This window comes from Desulfoscipio geothermicus DSM 3669, from assembly GCF_900115975.1.
Lineage (GTDB): Bacteria > Bacillota > Desulfotomaculia > Desulfotomaculales > Desulfallaceae > Desulfoscipio > Desulfoscipio geothermicus.
This window is the reverse complement of sequence record NZ_FOYM01000002.1, coordinates 33857-58156: the sequence shown is the minus strand read 5'-3', so window position 1 is coordinate 58156 and position 24300 is coordinate 33857. Positions and strand designations below refer to the sequence as shown.

Sequence of the window (24300 nt, the reverse complement as noted above, 5' to 3'; positions counted from 1 at the left end):
TTTGTTTTTTAATAATACCTTGACCTGATGATCATGATCAGCAGCCAAAACCCCAGCAGGCCGGATAAAATGAACCCCACTTCCGCCAGGGGAACTCCCCAGAAACTAATCCGTTCCCTGATCAGCCACGAAGAACTGATGACCATGGCCCCCACTATAATGCTGTAAACCAACCGGTTTACCATGGTGTTAATTTTAAATAAAGCCCTGGCCAGGTCCGGGTTTTCGGTTTTTACTTTGATTTCCCCCCGGTCCAACAATTCAATGATCTGGTTCAACTGCCCCGGCAGCCGGCTGATGAGAAAATGGTAGTCATATAGATTATCCCATAAAAACTTTTTTATGTTGCGCACGCTGAACCGGTGCCGTAAGAGCCTGGTTCCCAGCGGCTCCAGCACTTTTACGATGCTGATGTCGGGATCCAGCCGGGTGGCGATCCCCTCGGTGACCATCAATGTTTTGATGAGCAGGGTAAATTCCATGGGCACCCGAATCCGGTGCCGGTAGGCCAGTTGCATAATATCCCTCAACGATTCCGCCGCGCTGACCTCCCGGAGGGGGATTTCGTAATATTTTTCCCGCAAGCGTTCTATATCCCGGCGTAACTGGTACATGTTGACATGCGGAGGCAGCACCCCCAGGCTCATCACCGCCCGCAAAATTTCACCGGAGTTTTTATTGATCAGGCCGAATACCAGCCGGGTAATTTTATCGCGCAGTTCTTGCTCCAAGTAACCCATAATGCCGTAGTCCAGAAAAGCCAACCGGCCGTCGGCCAGCACCACCAGGTTACCGGGATGGGGGTCGGCATGAAAAAAACCGTCCACAAGGATTTGCTTTATTATGGCCTCGACTAATTTGCGCGCGATTTCGGCCGGGTCGTGGCCCGCGTCAATTAATTCTTGCCTGTTAATTAATTTTTGCCCGGCCACAAATTCCAGGGTAAGCACTTTTTTGGTGGTATAATCCCAGTATACGGCGGGGATATGAATGCCCTGGTCGGCGGCAAAATTCCGGGCCAGGGTATCGGCGTGGCGGGCCTCCAGAACAAAGTCCAGTTCATCCCGGAGCATATGGTCAAATTCCTCTACCATGGCGGTAAATTTATATATTTCACCCCATGCGCTATGTCTTTCCGCCAGGCCGGCCAGGTCGTACAGTATTTCCATGTCAGTCTCCATATTGGCCCGGATGCCCGGGCGCTGCACCTTTACGGCCACCCGGCGGCCGCCGGCCAGCGTGGCTTCATGCACCTGGCCGATGGAGGCGGCGGCCAGCGGCACGGGATTGATGTTGCTGAATATATTGCTCAGCGGTTGGCCCAGTTCCAGTTCCAGCCGCGCCTGGATTTGGTCAAACGGCACCGGGGGCACGTCGTCTTGCAGTTTTTCCAATTCGTCTATATACGCGGGGGCAAAAATATCGGACCGGGTGGACAGCACCTGGCCCAGCTTGATAAAAGTGGGACCCAGTTCCTCCAACACCAGGCGCAGGCGCGCCGCTCTGGTTTCCCGGGGTACGTCCGCCTTTTCGGGCGCGGAGATGCGCCCCGGCGGGATGAACTCAGCCAGACCCAGGGTGTCGAACAGGTAGCCGAAACCGTGCTTGGCCAGCACGTTGGCTATTTCCCGGTAACGGCGAAAGTGCTTGTACCGCTTGTGCAGTTGCAGGCGCAACCCCAATCACCCCCAGTTTATAGAATGCCATTATTTGCCCCGGTTTAAAAACGAGTTGGTAAGTATTATTGTTATAAGGAATGCGGTATATGACAAATTTAAAGGTTAGCGGAGCCATGGGGACGGTTCGAGCGTCCCCGAAGCGCAGCGAAGGACCGAAGGGAAGACGATGGAACCGTCCCCGTGTAATGAAAATAGATTTAGAAAGGATGAGGTTGATTTGTACATAAAATTAATCCCGGTTGCCGCTTCGTGCGATGTAACAGACTTGGCCGGAACCACGGCAGTGGTTTTTGACGTGCTGCGGGCCACCAGCACAATTGTAACCGCGTTGGCTTCCGGGTTTCGCCTGGTGTATCCGGTGGCGGAGGCGGATGAAGCCCGGGCGCTGGCCGAAGCCCGCGGCTTTTTGCTGGCCGGTGAACGGGGCGGGGAAAAAATTGCAGGTTTTCCCCACGGCAATTCGCCGCTGGAATTTTCCGCAGGGCCCGCCGCCGGCAGCGATGCGCTGGTGCTCACCACTTCCAACGGGACCGGGGCGATACGCAAGGCCGCCGCGGCCGCCTGCGTGCTGACCGGTTCGCTGCTGAACGCCCGGGCGGTTGCCGCGGCGGTCTTGCGGGAGGGCCGGGACGTGCAGCTGGTTTGTGCCGGCACGGCGGGGGAATTTTCATTGGAAGACGCGCTGGGTGCGGGATTTGTGCTGGTGGAAATGGAGCAGGCCGCCGGCGGTCTACCGGAGATGGACGACCTGGCCATGGCGGCCTACGACCTGGCAAGATTTTATAGCCGAGACCCGCTTGCCGGCCTGCGGGCGGGACGGCACGGGCAAAAGCTGCTGCGCCTGGGCCGCGAGGCGGATTTACGCTGGTGCGCCCGGCTGAACCGGTTCGACCTAGCCCCGGTATTCACCGGCGACTGCCTAATGGTGCCGGGTGTTGAAAGTTGAATTGTTGAAAGTTGCTTAAATTCGCTCAATATTTCTTCCAGTAGGGAATTGTTTTTCAAAAAGTCCGCGAAGGAAAGATTGACAAACCTGATATTGGGGGTCAGGGCCCGGTAATTATATTTTAATTGCTCTTTTTTGCTGTTATTTACCACGATTATTTCCTGCCCTGCGGTAAGGCTTTTTTTGAACAGCGCCTTGAAGTGCACGTCAGCGTCGGGGAAAGAATACCCGACAAAGACAATTTTCCGACAGGCCCTGATTTCCCGCAGCGCCTCATTTAAAATTTGTGAAATGACGGGGTGCGATATTTTTTTAATATGTGAGGGCGGAATGATCAGGGTTTCAAATTCCGACGCGTCAATTGGGCAGCGGTGTTTACCGGCATCAGCGTCAGGTTTGTCAAACCCGTCGCTGAACAAATCTATTTTGGTGTCCCAGGGCGTGAGCAGAATCTGGTTGCAGCAGTTGCAGTATTTCCAGTTCAGACTGCCGTGGCCTTTCATTATCTTGACCGGCGTCGGGCTGTCCCCTTTTGCGGGCGCTGCACTTTTTTCGGGGAACGCCCACCAGTTGGGGGCGCTGCCGTTGCCGGGTAAATCATAGTTCATGAGATGAATGCAGTAATTAATGTAACCGAGATTGGGGCGCACAGAGCCAAACGCTTCTTCCAGCAGCGTGTCGTAATTTAAGGTTAAGACGGCTATGTTCCGGTTGTATTTGCGGACGGCTTCCCAAAAGGAACGGTAGGTTTGCCCCTGTTTGTTTGATTTTGCGCTGATTACATAGTGAATCAGTTTTATCAGCCCTTCTTTTATGTAGCGGATCTTTCTGTTGGTGTACTTGGCGCTCAAGTGTTCATCCTGGCTGATAAAGTAGTCCAAAAAGCCGAAAACGGTTTCCAGGGTGGGGTAAATCCGGGCACCGGCGTTCCAGGCAAAATTATCCGCGATAAACTCCCTGACCGTCCGGCCCACGGGCGACACGGGAATATCCTGTAATTCGTCGGACATGATGATGGGAAGTATTTCCGCCTGCAGCGGCGCGCCGTCCGCGTAAGACGCCCCGGCGCCCAAAACAAAAACCACATTGGAATTTCCCATAAAAACACACCTGCAATTAAACCACCGGTATTGTAAGCCGGTGGGTTTAGAATAATGAGTTATTAAAATACTTACCAATTCAAATTCATTGTATGTAACCCCTGAAAACAAGAATAAAAAGGGGAGAGGCACCGTAAAAGGGGACTGGCTCCGATTCGTTTTGTAAATCGGTGCCTGTCCCCCTTTTACCATATTTTGCGTATACTTTAAAATAAAAAAAAGGCCGTCCTGTGCCTTCTTTACCGAACTAATATTGGGGTATCAAAATAAAATCCGGCACCTTTTACTGGTGCCGGAAACCCTTGATATTACTGGTGGGGCTAACTGGTTTCGAACCAGTGGCCTCTTGAATGTGAGTCAAGCGCTCTCCCGCTGAGCTATAGCCCCGTTTGTTGACAAAAATTATTATAACACAGACAGCCTGCCAATGCAACACCATATTGCGTAAATGTCTGAAGTATATTTTACCGATTTACGTACCAGCAGCAAGCAGAATTTGCTGGACAAATTATCCAAGCTGTGTGACCGGTTGGGATTCCGGGATATGATAGTGGACAAGGTCAGGGCTGCCGGGGGCAAGCCGTTCCTTACCGACGCCAACACCTTGTACGCAGGCTCCCGGGCCAACGCGGCGGATCACCTGGAAACCGCCGTCCAAAACGGGTTTGATTTCGCGGTGGTCAACGCGCCGCTGGTGATTGCCGACGGGCTTACCGGTAAAGATTATATTAACGTGCCCATCGAGGGCAAACACTTCAAGGAAGTCAAGATTGGCAGCGCGGCCTGCCATGCCAACGCCATTATATCCATCACCCATTTCAAGGGCCATGAATTGACCGGGTTTGGCGGGGTACTGAAAAACCTGGGCATGGGCCTGGGTTGCCGAAAATATACACTTGTTAAAGTATAGCGTGGCGACCGGTCTCTGGTGCCGGGTGTTAAATTGTTGCGATTTGACAAATCGCAACAATTCAACACCCGGCACCTTTGTTAGTTAGCCCGGCTGATCGCGGAGCCGTGGCGCCGTTTGACGGCCAACGCGGCAAAAGCCACTATCGCCGGCAGGGCCAGCAACGAGCAGCTGTAATACAGATACCGGGAGCCCATTTCGTCCATAACAAATCCTCCCAGCAGAGAGCCCGCTATGCCGGCCACGCCTCCCGCGAATGTGGAAAGCAGTCCCTGTCCGCTGGCGCGCAGTTCGGGCGGTACAATTTTACTTATATATGAGACCGCGGACATATAAAACAGCCCGAAGGACAGCCCGTGCAGCAGTTGAATCAAAATAACGGCATATGAATCGCCGGTGGTGGTGAATAAGAACCAGCGCAGGGAATAAATGGCCGCCGCCAGCGCCAGCAGGGCCAGTTCATTAAAGCGGGCGAACAACAATCCCGACAGGGCGAATACGGGCACTTCGCTGAGCGGGCCCACCGTCCAGGCCCAGCCCACTTCGGCCTCGGTGCCGCCCAGTTCGTGGATATAAATGCCCAGAAAAGCGTCGTTGGCCTTGTTGGTGGTACTGATCAGGGCGATAAACAACAAAAATGCCAGCACTTCCCGCCGGCCGACCAGCGCTCCGAGTTGCGCCGGGGTGGCCGGCCGGCCCGCCGGTGGGGCGTCGTGCGCCAGAAACGCCAGCAGCAGTGCCAGCAGCAGCAATCCCTGGTATATATAGTTGACTCGCTCAATGCCCACTGCGGCCAGCGTTGTGCCGGCCGCCAGCGCAGTCAGGGCAAAACCTAGAGAGCCCCACAGACGGTAGCTGCCGAAACTGCCACCCGCCTCCCTGATGGTGGCCAGCACCAGGCAGTCCAGCAGGGGAATGGGCGGCCAGGCAAAAGCATAAAAAAGGAACATCACCGGTATCAGCCAGTAAAAGGAATGCAATTGAAAGAGTACCAGGCTTAATAAAAAAGTTACACTGATCTGCAGAATAATTACCTTGCGGACGGTCTGCAGGCGGTCGCTCAGGTATCCCCAGGGTGACTGCACCAGCATGGATACAAAAGGCCCGATGGCCAGCAGGATGCCGATTTGTCCGGCGTCCAGCCCCCGGGATTGCAAAAGCAGGGGCAGAAAGGGCAGTAGGATTCCGATGGTTGAAAAATACAAAAAAACCAGTAGTTTTATTTTCCAGTACAATTTATTAACATCTCCCGGGTTTAGTCTTCGCCCTTAATGACCGCAGTAAGTCTATTCTCAGCATAACTTATTTTTTTAGCAGGCGCAAATAAAACTGTTCGCAGAATAGCGGTTTTAAAAGGGGACAGGCAACTTTTTCAAAAAGCGAAAAAGTAGCCTGTCCCCTTTTAAAACCATTATTTAACTAATACGTAAAGGTGAATGAATCCAGTACTACGCTGACCGGACGGGATTGCAGGAATTTATTTGGGACCCAGGATTCAAAGAAATACAGCGCTCCGTTGGAGGGATCCCAACCGTTTAACGCATCCCTGGCGGCCTGTCTCCCGGACTCGCTGGCCGGGTTGTTGATCCAGCCGTTCAGTACCGGCTCAAACTGGTACTTGCCGCCGGCGTCCACCTGGTAAACTACTCCCCGGATGGAGTCGGGAAACTGCCGGCTGACCACGCGATTTAAAACAACCGCGCCCACAGCCACCTGGGTTTTGTACGACTCGGAATCGGCCTCGGCGGTGATAATGCGGGCCAGCAGGTCAAAATCATACGAACTGATTCCCCCCCTGCTCACCGGTGTGTAACCGCTTGACCTTGGTGCTGGTATGTATAGAACTTGTCCCGGATAAATCAGGTCGCTTTTAAGTTGATTGATGTCACGAATATTAATATAATTAACACCGAATTTTTGGCCGATGATAAATAAAGTATCTCCCTTTTGCACGGTATATTTGGCAGGGATGGTCAATCGCTGACCCGGGTAAATTTCATCGGTCCACAGTTTGTTGGTGTAACGCAGGGCATACTGGCTGACATTGTACCATTTGCTGATCAGGTAAATGGTATCCCCTTTGTTGACGGTATGTACCTGCGCCATGGCAGCCGCGGGAAGTGCCAGTAATAATACAGCTACCAATAAAAAAAAGATAATTTTTGTTTTACAGCCTGTACTCATGTTGTCGATCAAACAATTCCCTCCTTGACCATAGATTGTCGGCTTTAATTATACAAGCCTGCCGCTTTTTGGCCAAGGATCAATATTTGGTAAAAAATCAATGCATTTTATTCTTCCGCTGCTTGTACATTTTTTCGTTGATATGGTCCACCAGAAACATCGTTGAAAAAACATGGAAAATACGGATGACAACACTTTCCATAGAGCCATCCATGGTACTGAGACGTTCATTAAACACCGGGCGAAAACCGAAACGCTTTTCCAGAGTTTGCATAAACGCTTCAATAATATCCTCCCGTAGCTCTTCACCGCCCACATCTGCCCAGGCCATGTAAGTGTTTTTTGTTTCCACCGGCGTGTGTTTTTTTACCTCTTCTACGAACCATTCCTTGAACTGCTCAAAGGAAGGTCGCTTCCGACTGAAACTTTCTTCCATTTTTAGTGCCTCCTTTTCCAAAAACGGTCTTCTGTACCCGTGCGGCACGGGCGTTGTTCTACAGCTTATTGTAACTCAATAAATGCCCTTTGGTAACAGTTATAGAAATAATAAGAAAAAAAGGGGACAGGCTCCGTAAAAGGGGCTTGTCCCCCTTTTACCGGAGCCTGTCCCCTTTTCCTTTAACCATTGATAAACCGTCGCATTAGCGAAGGGCCGTCCGGAATCATGAGTCCTGATGCAGTTGCCGTTTCTTCGTTATATGCTTGCACACTACTGTGGGCGCTGCCTTTGCCGCTGACGACAAAGGGCACCGGCTCGGCGGTGTGAGTACGGGTACTGAGCGGCGTGGGGTGGTCGGGAAGCACCATGACTTTGTAATCTGCAAATTCCGCCAGACCGTCCATTATCAGACCCAGCACATTGCGATCTATTTCCTCAATGGCTCTGACCTTGATATCGGTATCTCCCTGGTGCCCGGCCTCGTCGGGCGCCTCCACATGCAGGTATACGTAATCCGCCCCGTCCTGCAGTGCCTGCAGGGCAGCCTGTGCTTTACCCTTGAAGTTGGTGTGGATATTGCCGGTGGCGCCGGGCACCTTGATCACTTGCATCCCGGCGCAGATGCCGATGCCCATGATCAGGTCCACCGCCGATATTACGGCACCCTCCAGCCGGTACAAATCCTTGAACAGCGGCAGCGCGGGCCTTTTCCCCTGTCCCCACAGCCACACCGAATTGGCCGGGCGCAGACCTTTTTCCACCCGGGTAACGTTTACCGGGTGATTCCGCAGAATCGCATAACTCTGTTGCATAATTTCCAGCAACTCTGAGCTGCCGTCGCCCCGGGGCAGATATTCACCCACTATTTGCCCGGAAATGTCATGGGGCGGGGTCAGTGCGGTTTTTTCCGGCCCACCGCGCCAGACCATCAGATGGCGGTAGCTGATGCCCGGGTAAAAATGTTTATCACCGGTGCCAAGCTGCGATTCTATCACATTAATTAGTTCGCGGGCCTCTTCACTGGATATTTCCCCGGCGCTGTAATCGACCATTTGCTTGCGGGCATAATCCGGTTCACCGGAAAGCGTTACCAGGTTGCAGCGAAAGGCCACATCTACGTCAGTAAGGTCCACCCCCATACTCACCGCCTCCAGCGGCGAGCGGCCGGTGTAATACTTTTCCGGCGCGTAGCCCATCACGGACAGATTGGCCACGTCGCTGCCCGGCGCAAACCCCTCGGGCACGGTTTTAACCAGCCCCACTTCGCCCCGGGAGGCCAGCAGGTCCATATTGGGGGTATTGGCGTACTGCAGCGGCGTTTTATTCTCCAGTTCGGGACGGGGGTAGTCGGCCATCCCGTCACCGACGACTATTATATATTTCATCGCTAACCTCCGGTTTGCTTATCCGATATTTTCCAACTCAAATTTATTATGTAGTATCTGCACTGCTTTTTCGGCAAATTGGTTTTTAACTATGCAGGAGATCTTGATATCTGAAGTGGAGATCATATCTATATTGATATCTTCGTCGGCCAGTGCGCCGAACATCATGGCCGCCACGCCGGGGTTGCTGTTCATGCCGGCGCCGACCACCGAAACCATGGCCACGTCCCCGTCATGGGTGTAACCTTGCGCGCCCACCACCTTAATGATTTCCTCGATGGTTTCCAGGGATTTGCGCAGGTCATCCTGGGCTACGGTGAATGAAATATCGTTAATGCCGTCGCGCATGGAGCTTTGGACAATCATATCCACGCTGATATTGCGATCGGCCAGCATTTTGAAAATCAAATATGCAATGCCCGGCTGGTCGGGTACGCCGAATATGCCCAACTTGGCTACGTTCTTGGTGTAAGTTACGCCGGTAATAACCAGGTTCTTTTCCATTTCATTTTCCTCCTTTACAATCGTGCCCGGGTTATCATTGAAACTACACCGCACATGCAGCGGGATGCCGTATAGTTTGGCGCATTCCACTGCCCGGGGATGCAGCACCGCGGCCCCCAGGTGGGCCAGTTCCAACATTTCATCGTAAGTTATGTAATCCAGTTTGCTTGCCTGGGGTACCAATCTAGGGTCAGTGGTATAAACGCCGTCCACATCGGTGAATATTTCGCACAGATCGGCTTTCAAAGCGGCCGCCAGCGCTACGGCGGTGGTGTCGGAACCACCCCGGCCCAGCGTGGTGATATCGTTGAACTCGTTTAAACCCTGGAACCCGGCCACCACCAATATTTTGCCTGCGTCCAGCTCGGCCCGCATCCGGGTTACGACAATGTCCGTAATCCGCGCCTTGGAGTATATATTGTCCGTTTTTATGCCCGCCTGCGGCCCAGTCAGGGAAATAACCTCCGCGCCCAGGTTCTTAATGGCCATGGCCAGCAAAGCAATGGACACCTGCTCCCCGGTGGACAACAGCATGTCCATTTCCCTGGGAGAGGGGTTGTCGGTAAGCTGCCGGGATAAATCAATCAACTCATCGGTGGTGTGCCCCATGGCGGAAACCACCACCACCATTTGATGGCCTTCCCGCTGCTTGGTGACCACCCGCCGGGCCACGTTTTTGATGCGGGCAGCGTCCCCCACCGATGTACCGCCGAATTTTTGCACAATCAACATTTGTTTCCACTCCTTATATTACTTCCAGTGCTCTTGCTCCCACCGGGCCGGGCGCCAGGATCATGGTACGGGCACCGACGCCGCACTCCCGGAAGGTATTTTTCATGACTTCCGCAATAAGTTCAAAGTTGCCGTCCGCCAGGGCCACGATGGTCGGACCCGCGCCGCTTAACGCCACGCCACGAGCGCCGGCCAATCTGGCCGCCGATATCACTTTTTTGAAGCCGGGAATGGCCCCCTGACGGTAAGGCTGGTGTAATCGATCATCCATGGCTGTACCCAGGATGGACAGGTCGCCTTTTTGCAGTGCGGCTACCAACAGCGCCGCCCGACCGATATTATACACCGCATCCCGCATGGTTACCAGTTGCGGCAGGGCTTCCCGCGTATCCCTGGTATTCATGATGAAATCAGGTATGGCTACCACTGCCTTGAGCGCCGGTGGCAGGTCAATTTTAGTCCAGGTAATTTCGCCTTCCACCGAAGTATAAATTATAAGACCGCCCAGCAGGGCCGGGGCGATATTATCCGGGTGTCCCTCCATTGAACAAGCCAGGTTAAGCATTTCCCGCATGCTGAGATTGGCGCCGCACATTACGTTGGCAGCAATGATGCCCCCGACGATTGCTGACGCGCTGCTGCCCAGGCCCCGGCCCACCGGAATGTTATTGACCAGCTTGATGCGCAACCCTTCCGGAACACGGCATGCACGTTCAAAAACCCGCCGGGCCGCCCGGTAGACCAGGTTTTTTTCATTGCGCGGCAGTTCCTCGGCGCCGTCGCCCTCAACCTCGATCACCAGGCCGCGGCTGATTTTGCTAAACTCAACAATATTATATAACTCCAGGGCCATCCCCAGGCAGTCAAACCCCGGGCCCAGATTGGCGGTGGTGGCCGGAACCTGAACTCTTATCACGGGTTTATTCACCCTCCACGCGAATAATATTGGAAACCTCGTTTACCGACGAAAGGTGTTTGATGATTTCCAGCGCCTCCTGCATATTCTGTTCCCTGACCAGGTGAGTTACCAGCACTATTTCCGCATTTTTGGTGTCGGTTTGCTTTTGTAGCACCGAGGCCAGGCTGACTTCCTTATCCCCGAAGGCGTAAGCAATGGAGGCCAGAACGCCGGGCCGGTCGGCCACATTGAGGCGGATGTAGTACTTGCACAAAGTGGCACCCATATCCTTGACCGGTTTTTCCTCGTAACAGGTGCAGGAGATAATACCGGGCACGCTGCGCAAGAGGTCCCGGGCGGCGTCCATAATGTCCGCCGTCACTGCGCTGGCCGTGGGCAATTCTCCGGCCCCCTGGCCGTAAAACATGGTGTCGCCGACGGCATCGCCGGTGACAAATATAGCGTTGTAAACATCGTTGACCGCCGCCAGCGGGTGGTGATGCGGAATCAAAGTCGGGTGTACCCTGGCCTCGATGCCGTCCGCCGTTTCCTTGGCGATGCCCAGCAGTTTGATGGTGTAGTTCAATTCCTTGGCGTAAGCGATGTCCGCCGCGGTAATCCTGGTAATACCCTCAACGTATACGTCATCCAACCCAATGCGCGAATTAAACGCTATGGAGGCCAGGATGGCCAGTTTACGGGCCGCATCGTAGCCCTCGATATCGGCGGTGGGGTCCGCTTCAGCATATCCTTTGGCCTGCGCCTCCCGCAATACGTCGTCGAAATCGGACCCTTCTTCGGTCATCTTGGTCAACATATAATTGGTGGTACCGTTTATGATGCCGATGACTTGCGAAATGCGGTTGGCGGCCAGGCATTGCTTTAGCGGTCTGATAATGGGAATGCCGCCCGCCACACTGGCTTCAAACAGCAGATCCGCATTGTTGGCCTCGGAAAGCTCAAACAATTGCTTGCCGTGGGCGGCGATCATGTCCTTGTTGGCAGTGACCACGCTCTTACCGTTCTGCAGCGCCCGGCTGACGTAATCCAGGGTGGGTTCAGTGCCGCCCATAACCTCAACTACTATGCTTATCTCCGGGTCATCAATAATATCTTCCACCCTGGTGGTAAATTTAGCCGGACCAACGTCGATGCCACGATCCTTGTCCATATTGCGTACCAAAATTTTCTTTATTGTAACCCCGGCGCCGATCTTTTGTTTGACACTCTCGCCGTTGCCGGTGAGAATGCGATAAACTCCCCTGCCCACCGTGCCGAAGCCCAGCAGACCTATTTGTAAATGCTCAGCCGACATTGCTTGCGCCCCTTTCCCGTAATGTTAAGATCCCAGCAGTTTGGCCATTTTGACCCCAATGGTGCTGCGCAATATGTTCAACATTTTATCCACGTCGCAACTCAATTGGGCCGTTTCAATGGTGATGGTGGCGGTGGCCACGCTCTGCTGCGGAATGTTTTGATTTATGGTGACAATATTGCCGCCTACCACGGCAATATTGTTCAGCACCGCCGATAAAACACCGGAACGGTGTTCCAATACTATTTCGATGGTCACTGTCTGATCCCGGTTCCAGCGGTGAAACGGGTAAACTTTATCTTTATATTTGTAAAAAGCGCTGCGGCTAAGCTGCACCCTTTCCACCGCTTCGTTTACCGTGGCCACCTCGCCGCGCAGCAGCAATTCCTTGGCCTGGACCGTTTTATGAAAGGCCTCGGGTAGAATATCCTCCCGCACCAGGTAAAATCGCGGTTCTCTGCCTCCCACCCGTTTTACACCTCCCGTTTTAGTCCATGACAGATGGATATAATTCCATGCATGATAGACATTATATCACTGTTCATATTACTTTACAATATTTGCCCATGAAAAAAGCGTGCTTAAATCAGTTTACTTGGCTCGCGCTTTTTAATACTTTAATCCTTAGCCCTTGCCATATATATGGTAAGGTATATTTCACAAAGTAAAAAAACCGGTCCCTGCAGACCGGAGTTAAACGCAATTTAATTAAGCATTATTTCATATAAAATATTTATCCACCATGAAAACCCTTATTTTGCCGGTTCGAGGCTAATCGTCTTAAATAATAATGCAAATGAGGCCTCCGCTGCCGTCGTTTACAATCCGCTGCACCGTTTCTTGCAATTTAACCTGGGCGTTTTCCGGCATCCGCTGCAGCTTGTTTTGTATACCCTCACGGACCAGGTCGCTAACCGACTTGCCGAATATTTCGGAACCCCAAATTTTCTCCGGGTTTTCTTCAAACTCATTCAGCATGTAGCGCACCAGTTCCTCGCATTGTTTTTCCGTGCCGATAATCGGGGTGAGTTCGGTCTGGATATTGGCCTGGATCATGTGAATGGACGGCGCGCTGGCTTTCAACTTGACGCCGAACCGGCTGCCCTGCCGGATAAGCTCGGGCTCAACCAGTTGCATATCTTCAATGGTGGGATTTACCACACCGTAGCCGTTTTCCTTCAGCTCCATGAGGGCCGGCGCCACCTTGTCGTATTCTCGCTTGGCCACGGCCAGTTCTTTAACCAGGCGGAACAGCTGGTGATCCCCCTCCAACTGAAAACCGGTTTCTTCTTCCAGCACCCGGTAAAACAGTTCCGGTTTGGAAGTGATTTCAATGGCGGCAGTGCCGGTCCCCAGGTCCATATTGGTAAGATTGACCTGATGAACCATATCATATTCGCCCAGTTGCTCCACCGCCCCGTCAATATCCCGGAGGCGACGCACCTGCTGGACCGTTTCCTGAACGGCCTGATCAAATTTATCCCGCAGCCAGTGTTTTTGCTCCAGTTCTTCCACCCAGAGCGGCATGGTGATGGAAACCTCGTTAACCGGAAATTCAAACAAAGCCTTTTCCAGGATGAGCATGATATCCTGTTGGGACATTTCCGCGCTATTAATCGGGATTACCGGCACGTCGTATTTTTCTGTCAGTTCATCGGCCAGTTGGATGGTTTCTTCATTATCAGGCACCCTGGTATTTAAAATTATCAGAAATGGACGGTTTATCTCCTTAAGTTCCTGCACAACCCTTTCTTCAGCGGCAATGTAGTTTTCGCGGGGAATATCCGTGATCGTGCCGTCGGTTGTCACTACCAGGCCGATTGTGGAGTGCTCGCTGATAACCTTTTTGGTGCCCATTTCCGCGGCTTCCTCGAACGGAATCGGTTCCTCGAACCAGGGAGTGGATACCATGCGCGGGTTGCCTTCCTCATCCTCGTACCCTAGGGCCCCCTCGACCCGGTATCCTACGCAATCGACCAGGCGGACCTTAACTTTTAAGTTGGGACTAACCTCGATTTCCACCGCTTCTTTGGGCACAAACTTGGGCTCGGTGGTCATGATGGTTTTCCCGGCCCCGCTCTGTGGCAGTTCATCTATGGCCCGCTCACGCTCGTGTTCGTTTTCAATGTTGGGAATGACCATTAGGTCCATAAATCGCTTGATAAAGGTTGATTTGCCCGTTCGAACGCCGCCGCTTACACCCAGGTAGATATCCCCCTCGGTGCGTTCCGCTATATCGCGGAAAATATCAAACTTTTCCATGAACGCACTCCCTCCTTATAAAAAATTTATATAATTAAAAAATTGTTGTTATCAGATCAGCATCCCCCCCACAAGTTAGGAAAGGCGTCTATCAAAAAACCTCGCAGCCTAGTTAACGAGAAGTTTTTTCCAATGGCATACATTAACAATATATATATATGATTAATGATTAAGTTTAATACTAATTTTTCTCAAATTTTTCGGGAGAGCAGGGGAACATATTCCATATGTCGAATAATTAATTATAATTGCTGATATCCCAATATAGTTAATTAGGGCTTAAATTTTTAGCAAAGGAGTTTGTTGTGCGTAAGAAATTGCTTTTGCTGCCAACTTTAGTCTTGTTTTTGTCGTGTATGTCTTTTGGTAACAATGCTTATGCGGTACCCGTTCGCAGTCCGATAGTGCTTGTTGACCTGGCCGGTCAAGTATTTTCCAGCGGGCTTTTTCAATATAATGAGTTCAATAAGCCTTCTACCAATACATATAACCAATCCGTCTCAAAAATTCCGGTAAAATTACCAACTAATAACCAGCCTGTTAAAAAAACCGGCCAAAACAATTATGCCGTTTCCCGGGCGGAAAACGACAATGTGCGGGTGGTGCTCAAAACTGCCGGTAGCTTGCTGGGCAGCAGTTACGTTTACGGCGCGGAGGGACCGCATAGTTTTGATTGTTCCGGGTTTACCAGGTACGTATACGACAAAGTGGGGGTAAATTTGCCCCATCTGGCTTCCAGCCAGTTCAATTACGGCAAAAGGGTCTCACGCAGCGACCTGTTGCCCGGTGATTTGGTATTCTTCGGTTATTACGGCAGCGCCGGTATCCAGCATGTAGGGATATATGTCGGAAGCGGAAAGTTCATCCATGCTTCTACCAAGTACGGGGTGATTACCACCCCGCTGGCGCAACCTTATTATGTTGAGAATTATAAAGGCGCTGTGCGGCTTATACGGTAAAAAAAGGGGACAGGCACCTTTTTCAAAAAACGAAAAAGGAGCCAGTCCCCCTTTTTTACCCAGTCCCCTTTTACGGTGCCTGTCCCCTTATTGCTTTTTTGCTTTTCGTTTTTGTATATCTTTTAATTACGCTCAATCCACCATTTGATCTTGGAAAGGGCCACTTCTTCCACTTCATGGGTTTTTACCCGCGCCATTAAATTATTAACCGCCTCTTCCGGGGGCATGCTCTGGAACAAAACCCGGTACATCTGCTCGGTAATGGGCATCTCCACCCCCCAGCGCCTGGCCAAGCCATACGCGGCCCGGGTGGTACGCACGCCCTCCACCACCATATTGACTCCGGCCAGCGCCTCCGCCAGTTTTTTGCCGCGGCCGATTTCTATGCCGGCGCGGCGATTGCGGCTATGCATGCTGGTACAGGTGACTATCAGGTCCCCCAGACCGGCCAACCCGGCAAAGGTTAGGGGATTGGCGTGCATGGCCATCCCCAGGCGGGTGATTTCTGCCAGTCCCCTGGTCATCAGCGCCGCCTTGGCATTGTCGCTGCCGCTCAGCCCGTCTACTATACCGGTGCCCAGAGCAATGACATTTTTTAATGCGCCGCCGATCTCCACGCCGATAACATCAGGGTTCGTGTAAACCCGAAAATTATCCATCATAAACAAATCCTGCGCCTTTTCCGCTGTTGTCCGGGAAGGTGAGGCAACTACTACGGCGGTGGGCATATTCAGGGCCACTTCCTCGGCGTGGCTGGGTCCGGATAGTACCACGTAATTACCGGCTCTTCGGGCACCGGCCTGGCTTGTATAGACTTCCGACAAACGCAGCATGGTATCTTCCTCAATCCCCTTGGCGGTATTGACAATCAGAGCATCTTCGCGGATGACGGGAAGCGCGCTTTTCAATACCTCCCGGAAACTGTGGGAGGGAACACTGAAAACAATGTACTTGGCTCCGGCCAGCGCCCCCGCCAGGTCCCCTGTTACTTGAATGTTTTCCGGTAAAATAATGCCGGGCAGATAACGTTTATTTTCCCGGCATGCTTTTATTTGCTTCACCAGTTCCGGCCGCCTGGCCCACAGTTTTATCTTTCCGCCCCGACCCGCCAGGTGACAGGCCAGCGCCGTGCCCCAACTGCCCGCACCCAGAACAGCAACATGGTTTGTACCCGCCATTTTATGATCTCCTGCCCTTCCCAACCTTGAATTCCGTTCCTGCCAGGATTCGCTCAATGTTTGCGCGGTGTTTGTAAATGACAAATATCATCAATAATACGCCGAACAAAACATATAACCCGTCCATGTGCAGCAGGTATAATGAAATGGGCACTGAAACGGCCGCCAGTATGGAACCCAGGGACACATAACGGCTGATGCCCACCGTGGTTAACAAAACCACCAGCGCCACCAGGGTGGCGGCCGGTGAAATGGCCAGCAAAACGCCGGCCCCGGTGGCCACAATTTTACCGCCCTTGAAAGTCAAAAATATGGACCAGCTATGCCCGCACAGCGCGCCGAAAGCAGCCATCAGTTCCGTTTCCGTACCGCCAAAATGCCGTCCGATTAGAACCGCGGCCACACCCTTACTCATATCCAGGAGCAACACAATAATACCCGGCACCGGTCCCAGGGTGCGCCACACATTGGTGGCGCCGATGTTGCCGCTGCCGTGTTCACGGATATTAACCCCTTTCGTACGGGATATTAAAACGCCTATGGGTATTGAACCAATCAGGTAGCTAGCCACAATGGCCAGTAAAGTTTCCACATTCTCCACTCCTACCTTTTACGCATCACCATCTTGATTGGGGTGCCCTCGAAGCCGTAGGCCGACCGCAGCCGGTTTTCCAGGTAGCGCAAGTATGAAAAATGCATGATATCGGGCTCGTTGACAAACAAAATAAAGGTCGGCGGCTTGACCCCGGATTGGGTAGCGTAAAAAATTTTCAATCGCCGCCCCCGGTCCTGGGGCGGCTGGCTGTACATTACGGCCTCCCGCAACAGGTCATTCAAGTTGGCGGTGGCAATGCGCATGTTTTGCTGCTCGCTGACATAATCAACCAGTTCCAGCACCCGGTGCACCCGCTGGCGGGTCAGGGCGCTGACGAATAATACCGGGGCGTACTGCATGAACCCCAGCCCGTCCCGAAGGTTTTCGATATAGCGATTAGCGGTATGACTGTCTTTTTCCACCAGGTCCCACTTATTGACGACCAGTACCGCGCCGCGCCCTTTTTCATGGGCGTAGCCGGCAATTCGCTTATCCTGATCGGTCAATTTTTCCACGGCGTCGATCATCATCAAAACAATGTCACTGCGATCAATGGCCCGCAATGAGCGGATGACGCTGTATTTTTCCGTGGCCAGGCCGATTTTGCTCCGGCGCCTGATGCCGGCGGTATCAATAATGAGGTAATTTTTGCCGTCGCGTTTGATATATGTATCAATGGCATCCCGAGTTGTGCCCGGTATATCGCTGACGATAGTCCTTTCTTCGCCCAAAATGGCGTTAACCAGGGAGGATTTACCCACGTTGGGCCGGCCTATAACCGCTATTTTTATGACGTCGTCGTCTTCTCCATCTTCTACAACCGGCGGCAGCTTTTCCATCACCATATCCAGCAGATCCCCGGTATTTCTGCCTTCCGCCGCTGAAACCGGCACCGGCTCGCCCAGGCCCAGGCGGAAAAAGTCGTAAAGTTCGTGCACCCTGGCGAAATCCTCCACTTTATTGGCCACCAGGATAACCGGTTTATCGCTGCTGCGTAGTATTTTGGCCACGTCTTCATCTGTGCCGGTCAAGCCGAACCGCGCGTCCACCACGAACAGGATCAGGTCCGCCTCGGCAATGGCCAGTTCGGCCTGTTTGCGGATATGGGTGACCATTTGGTCGTCGTCCTGGTAATCCAGGCCGCCGGTATCAACCAGGGTAAACAGGCGGCCGTTCCATTCGGCATCCTGGTAAAGGCGATCCCTGGTAACGCCCGGGGTATCTTCCACTATGGCTACCCGGCCGCCCACTATGCGGTTGAACAGTGTGGATTTGCCCACGTTGGGGCGACCCACTATTGCTACAATTGGTCTTGCCATGATTCACACCATCTCTCTATGTACTACGAATTGAAATACCTTTACGTCAACAAACCAAGCTCCCGCACCAGGTCTTCCGGCCCGTTCACCATCGTTATCGGCACGTGCAAGCGGCGGGAAAGTTCGTCCACTGTGATGTCGTCCAGGAAGACTTCCTGTCCCTCCCGCAGCATGACCGACGGGATGAACAGGCGGTCGCCCAGATCGCGGCCCGTTAGGCCGTCCAGTAGGTCGCGCCCGGTCAATAAACCGGCTACGGTTACAGTGTTACCGAAAAAGTTGTTTTTCAGAACATGCAGCATAATCGCCAGGTCGGAAATCCGGTTCAATTTCTCCACCACGGGCGCCAGCACCGGACCGGCTAGCCGGCCGGTCACCACGGAATACCGTGCCGGATGAGCAACCCGTACGGGCAAATGCCTCCGTACCCGGTCCCATTCATCCATAAACAAACGCAACAAACCCACCCCGTTTTCAGTCTGTGGGAAGCCGCCGTATTTTTCCGCCGGGGGAACGGGATACCCGGCCAGCAGGTAAAATTCGTCACTGGCAAAGACCAGCGGGTACTGAATTTGGGCCAGGAAATCATTTTGCCGGCGATGCACTTCCTCAACCACCGCTCTGGCCTCGTCCCCGTTAAAGGGACGCAGGTGGTGCAAACCCCGGCGGTGGGCGGTCAGGCCCACCGGCACAACCGCCAGGGAGCGCACCGCGGGCCAAAGTGCGCCCAGGTCGCTGACGGTCCTGGTAAGTTCCGCACCGTCGTTGACCCCGGGGCACAACACCGCCTGGGTATGCATTTCAATGCCGTTATCGGCCAGGTAACGAAGCTGTTCCATGATGCGCCCCGCACCGGGATTGCCCATTATACGCCGCCGCAGTTCAGGGTTGGTGGTATGCACTGATATGTACAACGGGCTCAGGCGCATAGCGACAATTCGCTCCAGGGCGGCTTGTCCCATATTGGTCAGGGTAATAAAATTGCCCTGGGCAAAGGACAGGCGATAATCATCATCCTTGACGTAAAGCGTGGAACGCATTTCCCCGGGCATCTGGTCCACAAAGCAAAAGATGCAATTATTGGCGCACCGGCGGGTGTGCCCCCAGCCGCCGTCCCGGAAAGTGACGCCCAGGTTTTCATCCGGATCTTTTTCTATTTCCAGCAGCCAGTGCTCGCCGTAGTGTTTCTGCACCAGTACCTGTAAATTTTCTTCCGCAATCAGGTACCGGTAATCAAGGACGTCTTCTATTTCCTGATCATTTATTTTTAATATAACGTCGCCGGGTTCCAGTTCCAGTTCACCGGCGATACTATCTTCTTCCACCGCTGTTATAATCAGCCCGTGGTCCCGCATGGGGACCCTCCCCTCATGTAACATTCTCGTTACATTATCCGATAGCTGGCAGATTTAGTCAAGCTGCCCGAATTAAAAAGTATGTTATACTCTTATTTGCGCCAACAACAAGGGTAAAGGCGGGATATGGGTTAAGCTTGTGTTCATGCAGCCCTTGATCAAATTTGCCGGACCGGTGCGGTAGCCTTTGGTGCCAGGTGTTGAAAGTTGAAAATCTTCGATTTTCAACTTTCAACACCTGGCACCAATCACATTACGCTACAGTGTTTAAGATTAATAAGTTTAAGTCTGACCCCAGTAAATGGTTTTTAGCTGGCGGTGGATTAAACCAAGGCCGCAGGAACGCAGGCCGGGTACTTTGGTCAGCCAGACGCCCAGGGTCAACAGCGGGGTTTTGCGATGAGGCAGTTGTACCAGTTCATAATCATGGATTTGAAAAAGACCGAGAAAGCTTTGCACCGTGCGCCTGATCATGTCGCCATTGCCCTGGGACCACAAGGCCAGGCATTTCTCGCCCCGGCTGCCGTAACCCAGGTGATATACGGTTGCGTCCCCCTTACCCAGCCCGCACCGGCGCAGGACCCTTTCCAGTTCGTCCCGTTCAGGAGGCCGTTGCGCGGGCAATTCGCCGCTCCTCACCGCAGCGGCAAGTACGGCATATGGAAACCCGGTGTCATTGAAATATATGATCTGCTTCACTTTATCGGGCTCTCTTCCGCTTTAATTTTCCGCACCAGGTTTATTATCTTGGCGTAGGCCCGCACCGTGCCCCAGGTTACCAGCGGCCGCCCGGCTGCAATCCACTTGAGCCGGCGCGACATCGTGCCCCCTATTTTCATGCTCACGTTCACTTTATACATCACGTTGACCATCTTAAAATCCCGGGAGGGTATGTCAAAATGCCGGGCCAATCCGAAGATAACATTTTCCAGCATTTGCGGCGCCCCCCTTTGCCCGACAAAGTAAACTTCATTGCCGCTGTCATCCACTCCCATCAATTTAATCTCACCGTGGTCATCGTTTTCCCTGGTATCAAAAAACGGGACGGCCAGCAGGTCGGCCGGGCGAGGCGGACGGTCGGCGGGAAGCATTCCCAGGTGGGCGGCGGCCGCCGTTACGGATGAGTGGGTACCCCCGAAACAATGGTAAATAATTTTCAAATGAAATCACCCTCAGTGTCGGACGATGAAGTAAACACCGTTTTCCAAATCGTGTACCATGGCGTCCAGTGTTTTGGCCAAAAAGAGTGCGGTTTTTTCCTTTTCCCGATCGTTTTCGGCGATAAATATGGGCACGGCACCGGTCACCTTATCTTTATTGGTGGTGATCACGGCCAGAATTTGCTTTTCCCCTTCGCTCAAGCAGCACTACCTCCGGTTGCTATGATTTTAATCGGCCGCCATGCGCCCGGCCTGGGTTTTCAGCGGTTTGACCCGGGCACTTTCCAGCACGGGCGTACGTTTTACGGCTAAAACAAGTACTTCCATATCTTTCTCCATGGGCATGATGTACAGCGCCACCGCACCGGTATCCGGGTTTTTGCGCACCAGCGGGGTAAACTCCGGGATATCCACGTCCTTTTTACTGCCCATAATCACTGCCGCCGTGTGGGCTATAGCCATGCGCTGACCCATGTCGTGCAGCGTGGCCCTGGCGTCGTCATTTTTAGGTTTGATCATGACCCCCAGCGCTTCGTTTATAATCTTTTCCCGCATTTCCGGCAATCCCACCGACATGAAATTAATATCCTCCACATTCAGCAGAGAGCCCTGGAAATGCACTTTGCCGGGGACCACCTCGCAAATGTCTCCAATTGTTTGTCCCGCCATGAAGGTCAGACTGAATAGAATCAGTACAACCGCCGCCACGGCGCCACCCCAGATGCCGGCAACAACCGTCGCCACGCTGGTAAAAAACGCGGTAATCATGACCAGGTAATTGCGGGCCTCAAAAGTCCGGGCAATCCCTTCTATGTAGTCCTTACCCCTCTTTTCCAGCCTGGTTTCCTCCAGGTTTTCCAGTGTCTCCCGTTCAATATTTCTAATTTCACGAAATTGCTGGGCCGCCAGGGCCAGGAAAGTGAAGGCGGTAAAATCCTTTTCCAGGATGGCGGGAACGGCAACGGCGCCCAGGGCCGAGGCTATGGCGCCCAGGGACAGGTGCGATATGTATCCGTGGGGATAACCCGGGTACTGGCGGTAATCCAAGCGGAGCAGCAATAATCGGGCCAGTGTGCCGGCACCGCTGCCGAACAAAATGACGTCCAAGTATTTTTCCAACTGGATCACACCTTTAACAATATGTTAAAGAGTTCTTTTTATTTTGCAGTAATGTGGGCGTATCACTTGGTTTTTGGTAAATGATACGCCCATTTATTGCTACCCTATTTTCTTGTCGGGGTTTAAGTTATTACAGTTACGACGGGTCTGACCCCTTTAATCGTTTCTTACCTTCTCCAGGTTTTCCCTGGCCGCTTTATTGGCCTCTTCACTGTACGATGTTTCCACGTCGCCCTTTTCGGTGCAAATTTTACCCTTCTTGCGCTGTGGGGCCATAAAGCCGGCGAATTCACGGCCCCAGTAGCCGCTCAGGCGCTTGCGGGCGTTATCCCAACTGCCTGAACTGATAAGCAGGAAGGCACCGCCACCCAGTATGGTAATACCGATTATCCAGGCCAGGGTTTTCCACCCCGCCGGCGTCGCGGCACCGGGTCCGACGGCACCGCCGGGACCTGGCACATGGCCGCCCACTCCCAGCAAGTCCGGCAGCGCGTCAGCAAAAAGCCTGGCACCGTTTTCAGCAGCTGCTCGAGAATTGGTGTGGGTGCCAACCTCCACCAGCATTGCCGTTGACATTAAATCCTGGTTATAGTTGCCTCGGGCGATAAAAATTTCTTTCACCAGACCCGGGTGGACCTTATTGGCATAGGCCATTACTTTTTTGGCAAATTCCATGTTGGAACCCATCTTGGGGTTTTGCCTGCCCACCACCAACCGCACTTGAGTAACATCTTTGCCGTCAATTTTTCTGCTGTAGTAGTCCGGGTCCGGTATCCCGTCCCGGTGTACGTCAATCATGGTTACCGGGTTTTTCTTCATCAAACCCGCCACCGTGCGCCGGGAACGATAATACGCGTTTTTATCCCGGGGTTCGTGGGGTGTTTTGTCATGCAGCACCTTGACGCCTTCCTTGCGCAACTGGGCGGCCATGGCATCCCCCACCTCAAATATACCGCCATGATAAGGCTCGCTTTCCGTGCCGTCGGTGGGTACATAAGATTCTGCACTGTGGGTATGATAAATGGCCACCGGTCTGTTTTTCCATTCCGGCTGTCCGGCCACCGGCACGGCCATGTTTTCAAATTCGTCCATAAACCCCAGAAGTTCCCGGTCCAGTCCGTTAAATTCCGCCCGGGCGTCGAAGCCATTTACCGATGTGATTTTATATCGCCGCCCGCTGCCTGTGATCAACTCGTCCCCCACCGTAACTGTGCGGGACATTTTACTGAGCAGCTTGTTACCGGCATCATGTATTTTAAACACTTGTCCGTCTTTATGTTCAGATTCCATAGCTTCGTTCCACAACCCGCCGGGCGACCAGGCCGGGTTTACCGAACGGTGCACCGAGAAAAACGCCAGCAGAGAAACGCCCAGCACCAGGAGTCCGGCCCCCAGGGCTATTTTATAACGCTGATTTCTCACTTTTTTCACCGCTGCTCCCCCTCCCTGTGATCTGCGTTTTCGGAATTCTCCCGATCGTGTTCCGGGCTGTTGATGCCGGGTTTGCGCAAGCCCTCCATCAACTCCTGCGACCGCCCTTCCGAAGCAGGGCCACCCTGCAGTCTTTCCCGGGTTTCCCCGATAATTTCCGCCAGTAATACGGCCACTATGCCGGCCAGCACAATGCCGTCAAACGCGCCGGCCCCGCCGATGGCCACCCTGCCGGCGGGCGCGCCGGTGTAGACAAGCCAGACCAGATAAGCAACGTCAACCAGCATCAACCCCAGCGTAGCGGCTATAAAGGCAGAACGCCGGGAACGTCCTGCTATATAGGCCACCAGTCCGCCGATGATGGGGTAAACCCACAGGGCATCCAGGTAACCGAAAAACCGGCCGCCGGGTTCAATCTCGGTGCGTCCCATAAGGTTGCCCACACCAAAAATAACCGCCCCGGTGATAACTGCCGCCAGAAGCGCCCTGCCCCATTCCCGGTCGGTGCCCGCCCTTGTCAACAGGTAAATGGCTACCCCCAGGGGAACCAGGGCGCCGCCCAGATTAACTGAAACATCATAGCGCCCGGTGGATAGCGGAATGTCAATGAAGCTTCCCACGGCCAGCAGGGCAATGATCCCCAGGGCGGCCCGGTCCGACAGGCGCATTCTGTCCAGCACGCGTTGGGCCAGGCCGAAGTAAATGAGGATTGAAACAGCAATTAGTACAATAATGCCGATAGGTAACCGCGTCATTGCGCTTCCTCCTTAGCCAAAAATAAATTGATTTTTGATTCCATAAAATTATGCTTCCCCGAGAAAGCCTAAATA

23 protein-coding genes, 1 tRNA gene and 2 pseudogenes are annotated in these 24300 nt (G+C 53.1%); 3 read left to right on the top strand and 23 right to left on the bottom strand.

The window, feature by feature from the left end:
- Window positions 1-8: 8 nt before the first annotated feature.
- Entirely contained in the window at window positions 9-1676 is a 1668-nt protein-coding gene (locus tag BM299_RS01725) for an ABC1 kinase family protein (RefSeq protein ID WP_092481735.1), read from the bottom strand.
- Window positions 1677-1896: 220 nt separating this feature from the next.
- Between BM299_RS01725 and BM299_RS19870 the strand changes: the two genes are divergently transcribed.
- Entirely contained in the window at window positions 1897-2625 is a 729-nt protein-coding gene (locus BM299_RS19870; protein WP_165608130.1) for a 2-phosphosulfolactate phosphatase, read from the top strand.
- A 146-nt stretch (window positions 2626-2771) separates the two neighbouring features.
- Here the strand turns inward: BM299_RS19870 and BM299_RS19865 are convergent.
- Together BM299_RS19865 and BM299_RS01710 are read right to left on the bottom strand one after the other, a co-directional pair.
- Window positions 2772-3635, bottom strand: a pseudogene (locus tag BM299_RS19865) (SIR2 family protein); the annotation flags it as partial.
- A gap of 402 nt (window positions 3636-4037) precedes the next feature.
- Window positions 4038-4112, bottom strand: a tRNA-Val gene (locus BM299_RS01710).
- Window positions 4113-4173: 61 nt separating this feature from the next.
- Between BM299_RS01710 and BM299_RS01705 the strand changes: the two are divergent.
- Window positions 4174-4611 (top strand): annotated as a pseudogene (locus BM299_RS01705) (DUF362 domain-containing protein); the annotation flags it as partial.
- Between the two features lie 104 nt (window positions 4612-4715).
- On the opposite strand, the gene BM299_RS01700 reads toward BM299_RS01705, so the two are convergent.
- The 9 genes from BM299_RS01700 to spoIVA all read right to left on the bottom strand — a co-directional run bounded on the left by BM299_RS01700 (window position 4716) and on the right by spoIVA (window position 14354).
- Window positions 4716-5870 carry an MFS transporter gene (locus BM299_RS01700; RefSeq protein ID WP_092481732.1) on the bottom strand — a complete coding sequence of 385 codons (1155 nt, stop codon included), beginning with the start codon at window positions 5868-5870 and terminating at the stop codon, window positions 4716-4718.
- A gap of 184 nt (window positions 5871-6054) precedes the next feature.
- Window positions 6055-6831, bottom strand: coding sequence for a cell wall hydrolase (locus BM299_RS01695; protein ID WP_245779603.1), 777 nt, complete (start codon window positions 6829-6831; stop codon window positions 6055-6057).
- Between the two features lie 85 nt (window positions 6832-6916).
- Entirely contained in the window at window positions 6917-7255 is a 339-nt protein-coding gene (locus BM299_RS01690; RefSeq protein WP_092481731.1) for a hypothetical protein, read from the bottom strand.
- A gap of 182 nt (window positions 7256-7437) precedes the next feature.
- Window positions 7438-8643, bottom strand: a complete 1206-nt coding sequence (locus tag BM299_RS01685; RefSeq protein WP_092481730.1) for a cofactor-independent phosphoglycerate mutase — start codon at window positions 8641-8643, stop codon at window positions 7438-7440.
- Between the two features lie 18 nt (window positions 8644-8661).
- A complete protein-coding gene (locus tag BM299_RS01680) occupies window positions 8662-9879 on the bottom strand; it encodes an aspartate kinase (protein WP_092481729.1) in 1218 nt (405 codons plus the stop codon).
- A gap of 13 nt (window positions 9880-9892) precedes the next feature.
- Window positions 9893-10795 carry a homoserine kinase gene (thrB, locus tag BM299_RS01675; RefSeq protein ID WP_092481851.1) on the bottom strand — a complete coding sequence of 301 codons (903 nt, stop codon included), beginning with the start codon at window positions 10793-10795 and terminating at the stop codon, window positions 9893-9895.
- A gap of 4 nt (window positions 10796-10799) precedes the next feature.
- Complete coding sequence (locus BM299_RS01670) at window positions 10800-12092, bottom strand: homoserine dehydrogenase (RefSeq protein WP_092481728.1); 1293 nt, start codon at window positions 12090-12092, stop codon at window positions 10800-10802.
- 24 nt (window positions 12093-12116) lie between these two features.
- Window positions 12117-12560, bottom strand: coding sequence for an ACT domain-containing protein (locus BM299_RS01665; protein WP_092481727.1), 444 nt, complete (start codon window positions 12558-12560; stop codon window positions 12117-12119).
- Window positions 12561-12872: 312 nt separating this feature from the next.
- Window positions 12873-14354 (bottom strand): stage IV sporulation protein A, encoded by a 1482-nt coding sequence (gene spoIVA, locus BM299_RS01660; protein ID WP_092481726.1) that lies wholly within the window; start codon window positions 14352-14354, stop codon window positions 12873-12875.
- 305 nt (window positions 14355-14659) lie between these two features.
- Between spoIVA and BM299_RS01655 the strand changes: the two genes are divergently transcribed.
- The gene (locus BM299_RS01655; protein WP_245779602.1) at window positions 14660-15313 is read left to right on the top strand and encodes a C40 family peptidase; all 654 of its coding nucleotides are present in this window, start codon (window positions 14660-14662) and stop codon (window positions 15311-15313) included.
- Between the two features lie 122 nt (window positions 15314-15435).
- Here BM299_RS01655 and BM299_RS01650 read toward each other — a convergent pair whose 3' ends face one another.
- From BM299_RS01650 to BM299_RS01605, 11 genes are all read right to left on the bottom strand, one after another.
- The gene (locus tag BM299_RS01650) at window positions 15436-16491 is read right to left on the bottom strand and encodes an NAD(P)H-dependent glycerol-3-phosphate dehydrogenase (protein WP_092481725.1); all 1056 of its coding nucleotides are present in this window, start codon (window positions 16489-16491) and stop codon (window positions 15436-15438) included.
- A 1-nt stretch (window position 16492) separates the two neighbouring features.
- On the bottom strand, window positions 16493-17083 hold the full coding sequence (gene plsY, locus BM299_RS01645) for a glycerol-3-phosphate 1-O-acyltransferase PlsY (protein WP_207545095.1): 591 nt from the start codon (window positions 17081-17083) through the stop codon (window positions 16493-16495).
- 11 nt (window positions 17084-17094) lie between these two features.
- A complete protein-coding gene (der, locus tag BM299_RS01640; RefSeq protein ID WP_092481723.1) occupies window positions 17095-18405 on the bottom strand; it encodes a ribosome biogenesis GTPase Der in 1311 nt (436 codons plus the stop codon).
- Between the two features lie 41 nt (window positions 18406-18446).
- Window positions 18447-19760, bottom strand: a complete 1314-nt coding sequence (locus tag BM299_RS01635) for a DUF512 domain-containing protein (RefSeq protein ID WP_092481722.1) — start codon at window positions 19758-19760, stop codon at window positions 18447-18449.
- An 84-nt stretch (window positions 19761-19844) separates the two neighbouring features.
- Window positions 19845-19988, bottom strand: a complete 144-nt coding sequence (locus tag BM299_RS19635; RefSeq protein ID WP_207545094.1) for a hypothetical protein — start codon at window positions 19986-19988, stop codon at window positions 19845-19847.
- 54 nt (window positions 19989-20042) lie between these two features.
- Entirely contained in the window at window positions 20043-20459 is a 417-nt protein-coding gene (locus BM299_RS01630; RefSeq protein ID WP_092481721.1) for a DUF3189 family protein, read from the bottom strand.
- A complete protein-coding gene (locus BM299_RS01625; protein ID WP_092481720.1) occupies window positions 20456-20920 on the bottom strand; it encodes a DUF3189 family protein in 465 nt (154 codons plus the stop codon). Before BM299_RS01625 ends, BM299_RS01630 begins: the two co-directional genes overlap by 4 nt.
- Before the next feature lie 12 nt (window positions 20921-20932).
- On the bottom strand, window positions 20933-21121 hold the full coding sequence (locus BM299_RS01620; protein ID WP_092481719.1) for a capping complex subunit for YIEGIA: 189 nt from the start codon (window positions 21119-21121) through the stop codon (window positions 20933-20935).
- A 27-nt stretch (window positions 21122-21148) separates the two neighbouring features.
- Window positions 21149-22039, bottom strand: a complete 891-nt coding sequence (locus tag BM299_RS01615; RefSeq protein ID WP_092481718.1) for a YIEGIA family protein — start codon at window positions 22037-22039, stop codon at window positions 21149-21151.
- 156 nt (window positions 22040-22195) lie between these two features.
- Complete coding sequence (spoIIP, locus tag BM299_RS01610; RefSeq protein ID WP_245779601.1) at window positions 22196-23470, bottom strand: stage II sporulation protein P; 1275 nt, start codon at window positions 23468-23470, stop codon at window positions 22196-22198.
- Window positions 23467-24225 (bottom strand): DUF1614 domain-containing protein, encoded by a 759-nt coding sequence (locus tag BM299_RS01605; RefSeq protein WP_092481717.1) that lies wholly within the window; start codon window positions 24223-24225, stop codon window positions 23467-23469. Before BM299_RS01605 ends, spoIIP begins: the two co-directional genes overlap by 4 nt.
- Window positions 24226-24300 lie beyond the last annotated feature (75 nt).

What these genes read in the sequence shown, in the direction of transcription:
- BM299_RS01685 (WP_092481730.1), bottom strand. Translation starts at nt 8,643, where the DNA reads ATGAAATATATAATAGTCGTCGGTGACGGGATGGCCGACTACCCCCGT.
- spoIVA (WP_092481726.1), bottom strand. Translation starts at nt 14,354, where the DNA reads ATGGAAAAGTTTGATATTTTCCGCGATATAGCGGAACGCACCGAGGGG.
- BM299_RS01670 (WP_092481728.1), bottom strand. Translation starts at nt 12,092, where the DNA reads ATGTCGGCTGAGCATTTACAAATAGGTCTGCTGGGCTTCGGCACGGTG.
- der (WP_092481723.1), bottom strand. Translation starts at nt 18,405, where the DNA reads ATGGCAAGACCAATTGTAGCAATAGTGGGTCGCCCCAACGTGGGCAAA.
- BM299_RS01650 (WP_092481725.1), bottom strand. Translation starts at nt 16,491, where the DNA reads ATGGCGGGTACAAACCATGTTGCTGTTCTGGGTGCGGGCAGTTGGGGC.
- BM299_RS01635 (WP_092481722.1), bottom strand. Translation starts at nt 19,760, where the DNA reads ATGCGGGACCACGGGCTGATTATAACAGCGGTGGAAGAAGATAGTATC.
- BM299_RS01605 (WP_092481717.1), bottom strand. Translation starts at nt 24,225, where the DNA reads ATGACGCGGTTACCTATCGGCATTATTGTACTAATTGCTGTTTCAATC.
- BM299_RS01680 (WP_092481729.1), bottom strand. Translation starts at nt 9,879, where the DNA reads ATGTTGATTGTGCAAAAATTCGGCGGTACATCGGTGGGGGACGCTGCC.
- BM299_RS01690 (WP_092481731.1), bottom strand. Translation starts at nt 7,255, where the DNA reads ATGGAAGAAAGTTTCAGTCGGAAGCGACCTTCCTTTGAGCAGTTCAAG.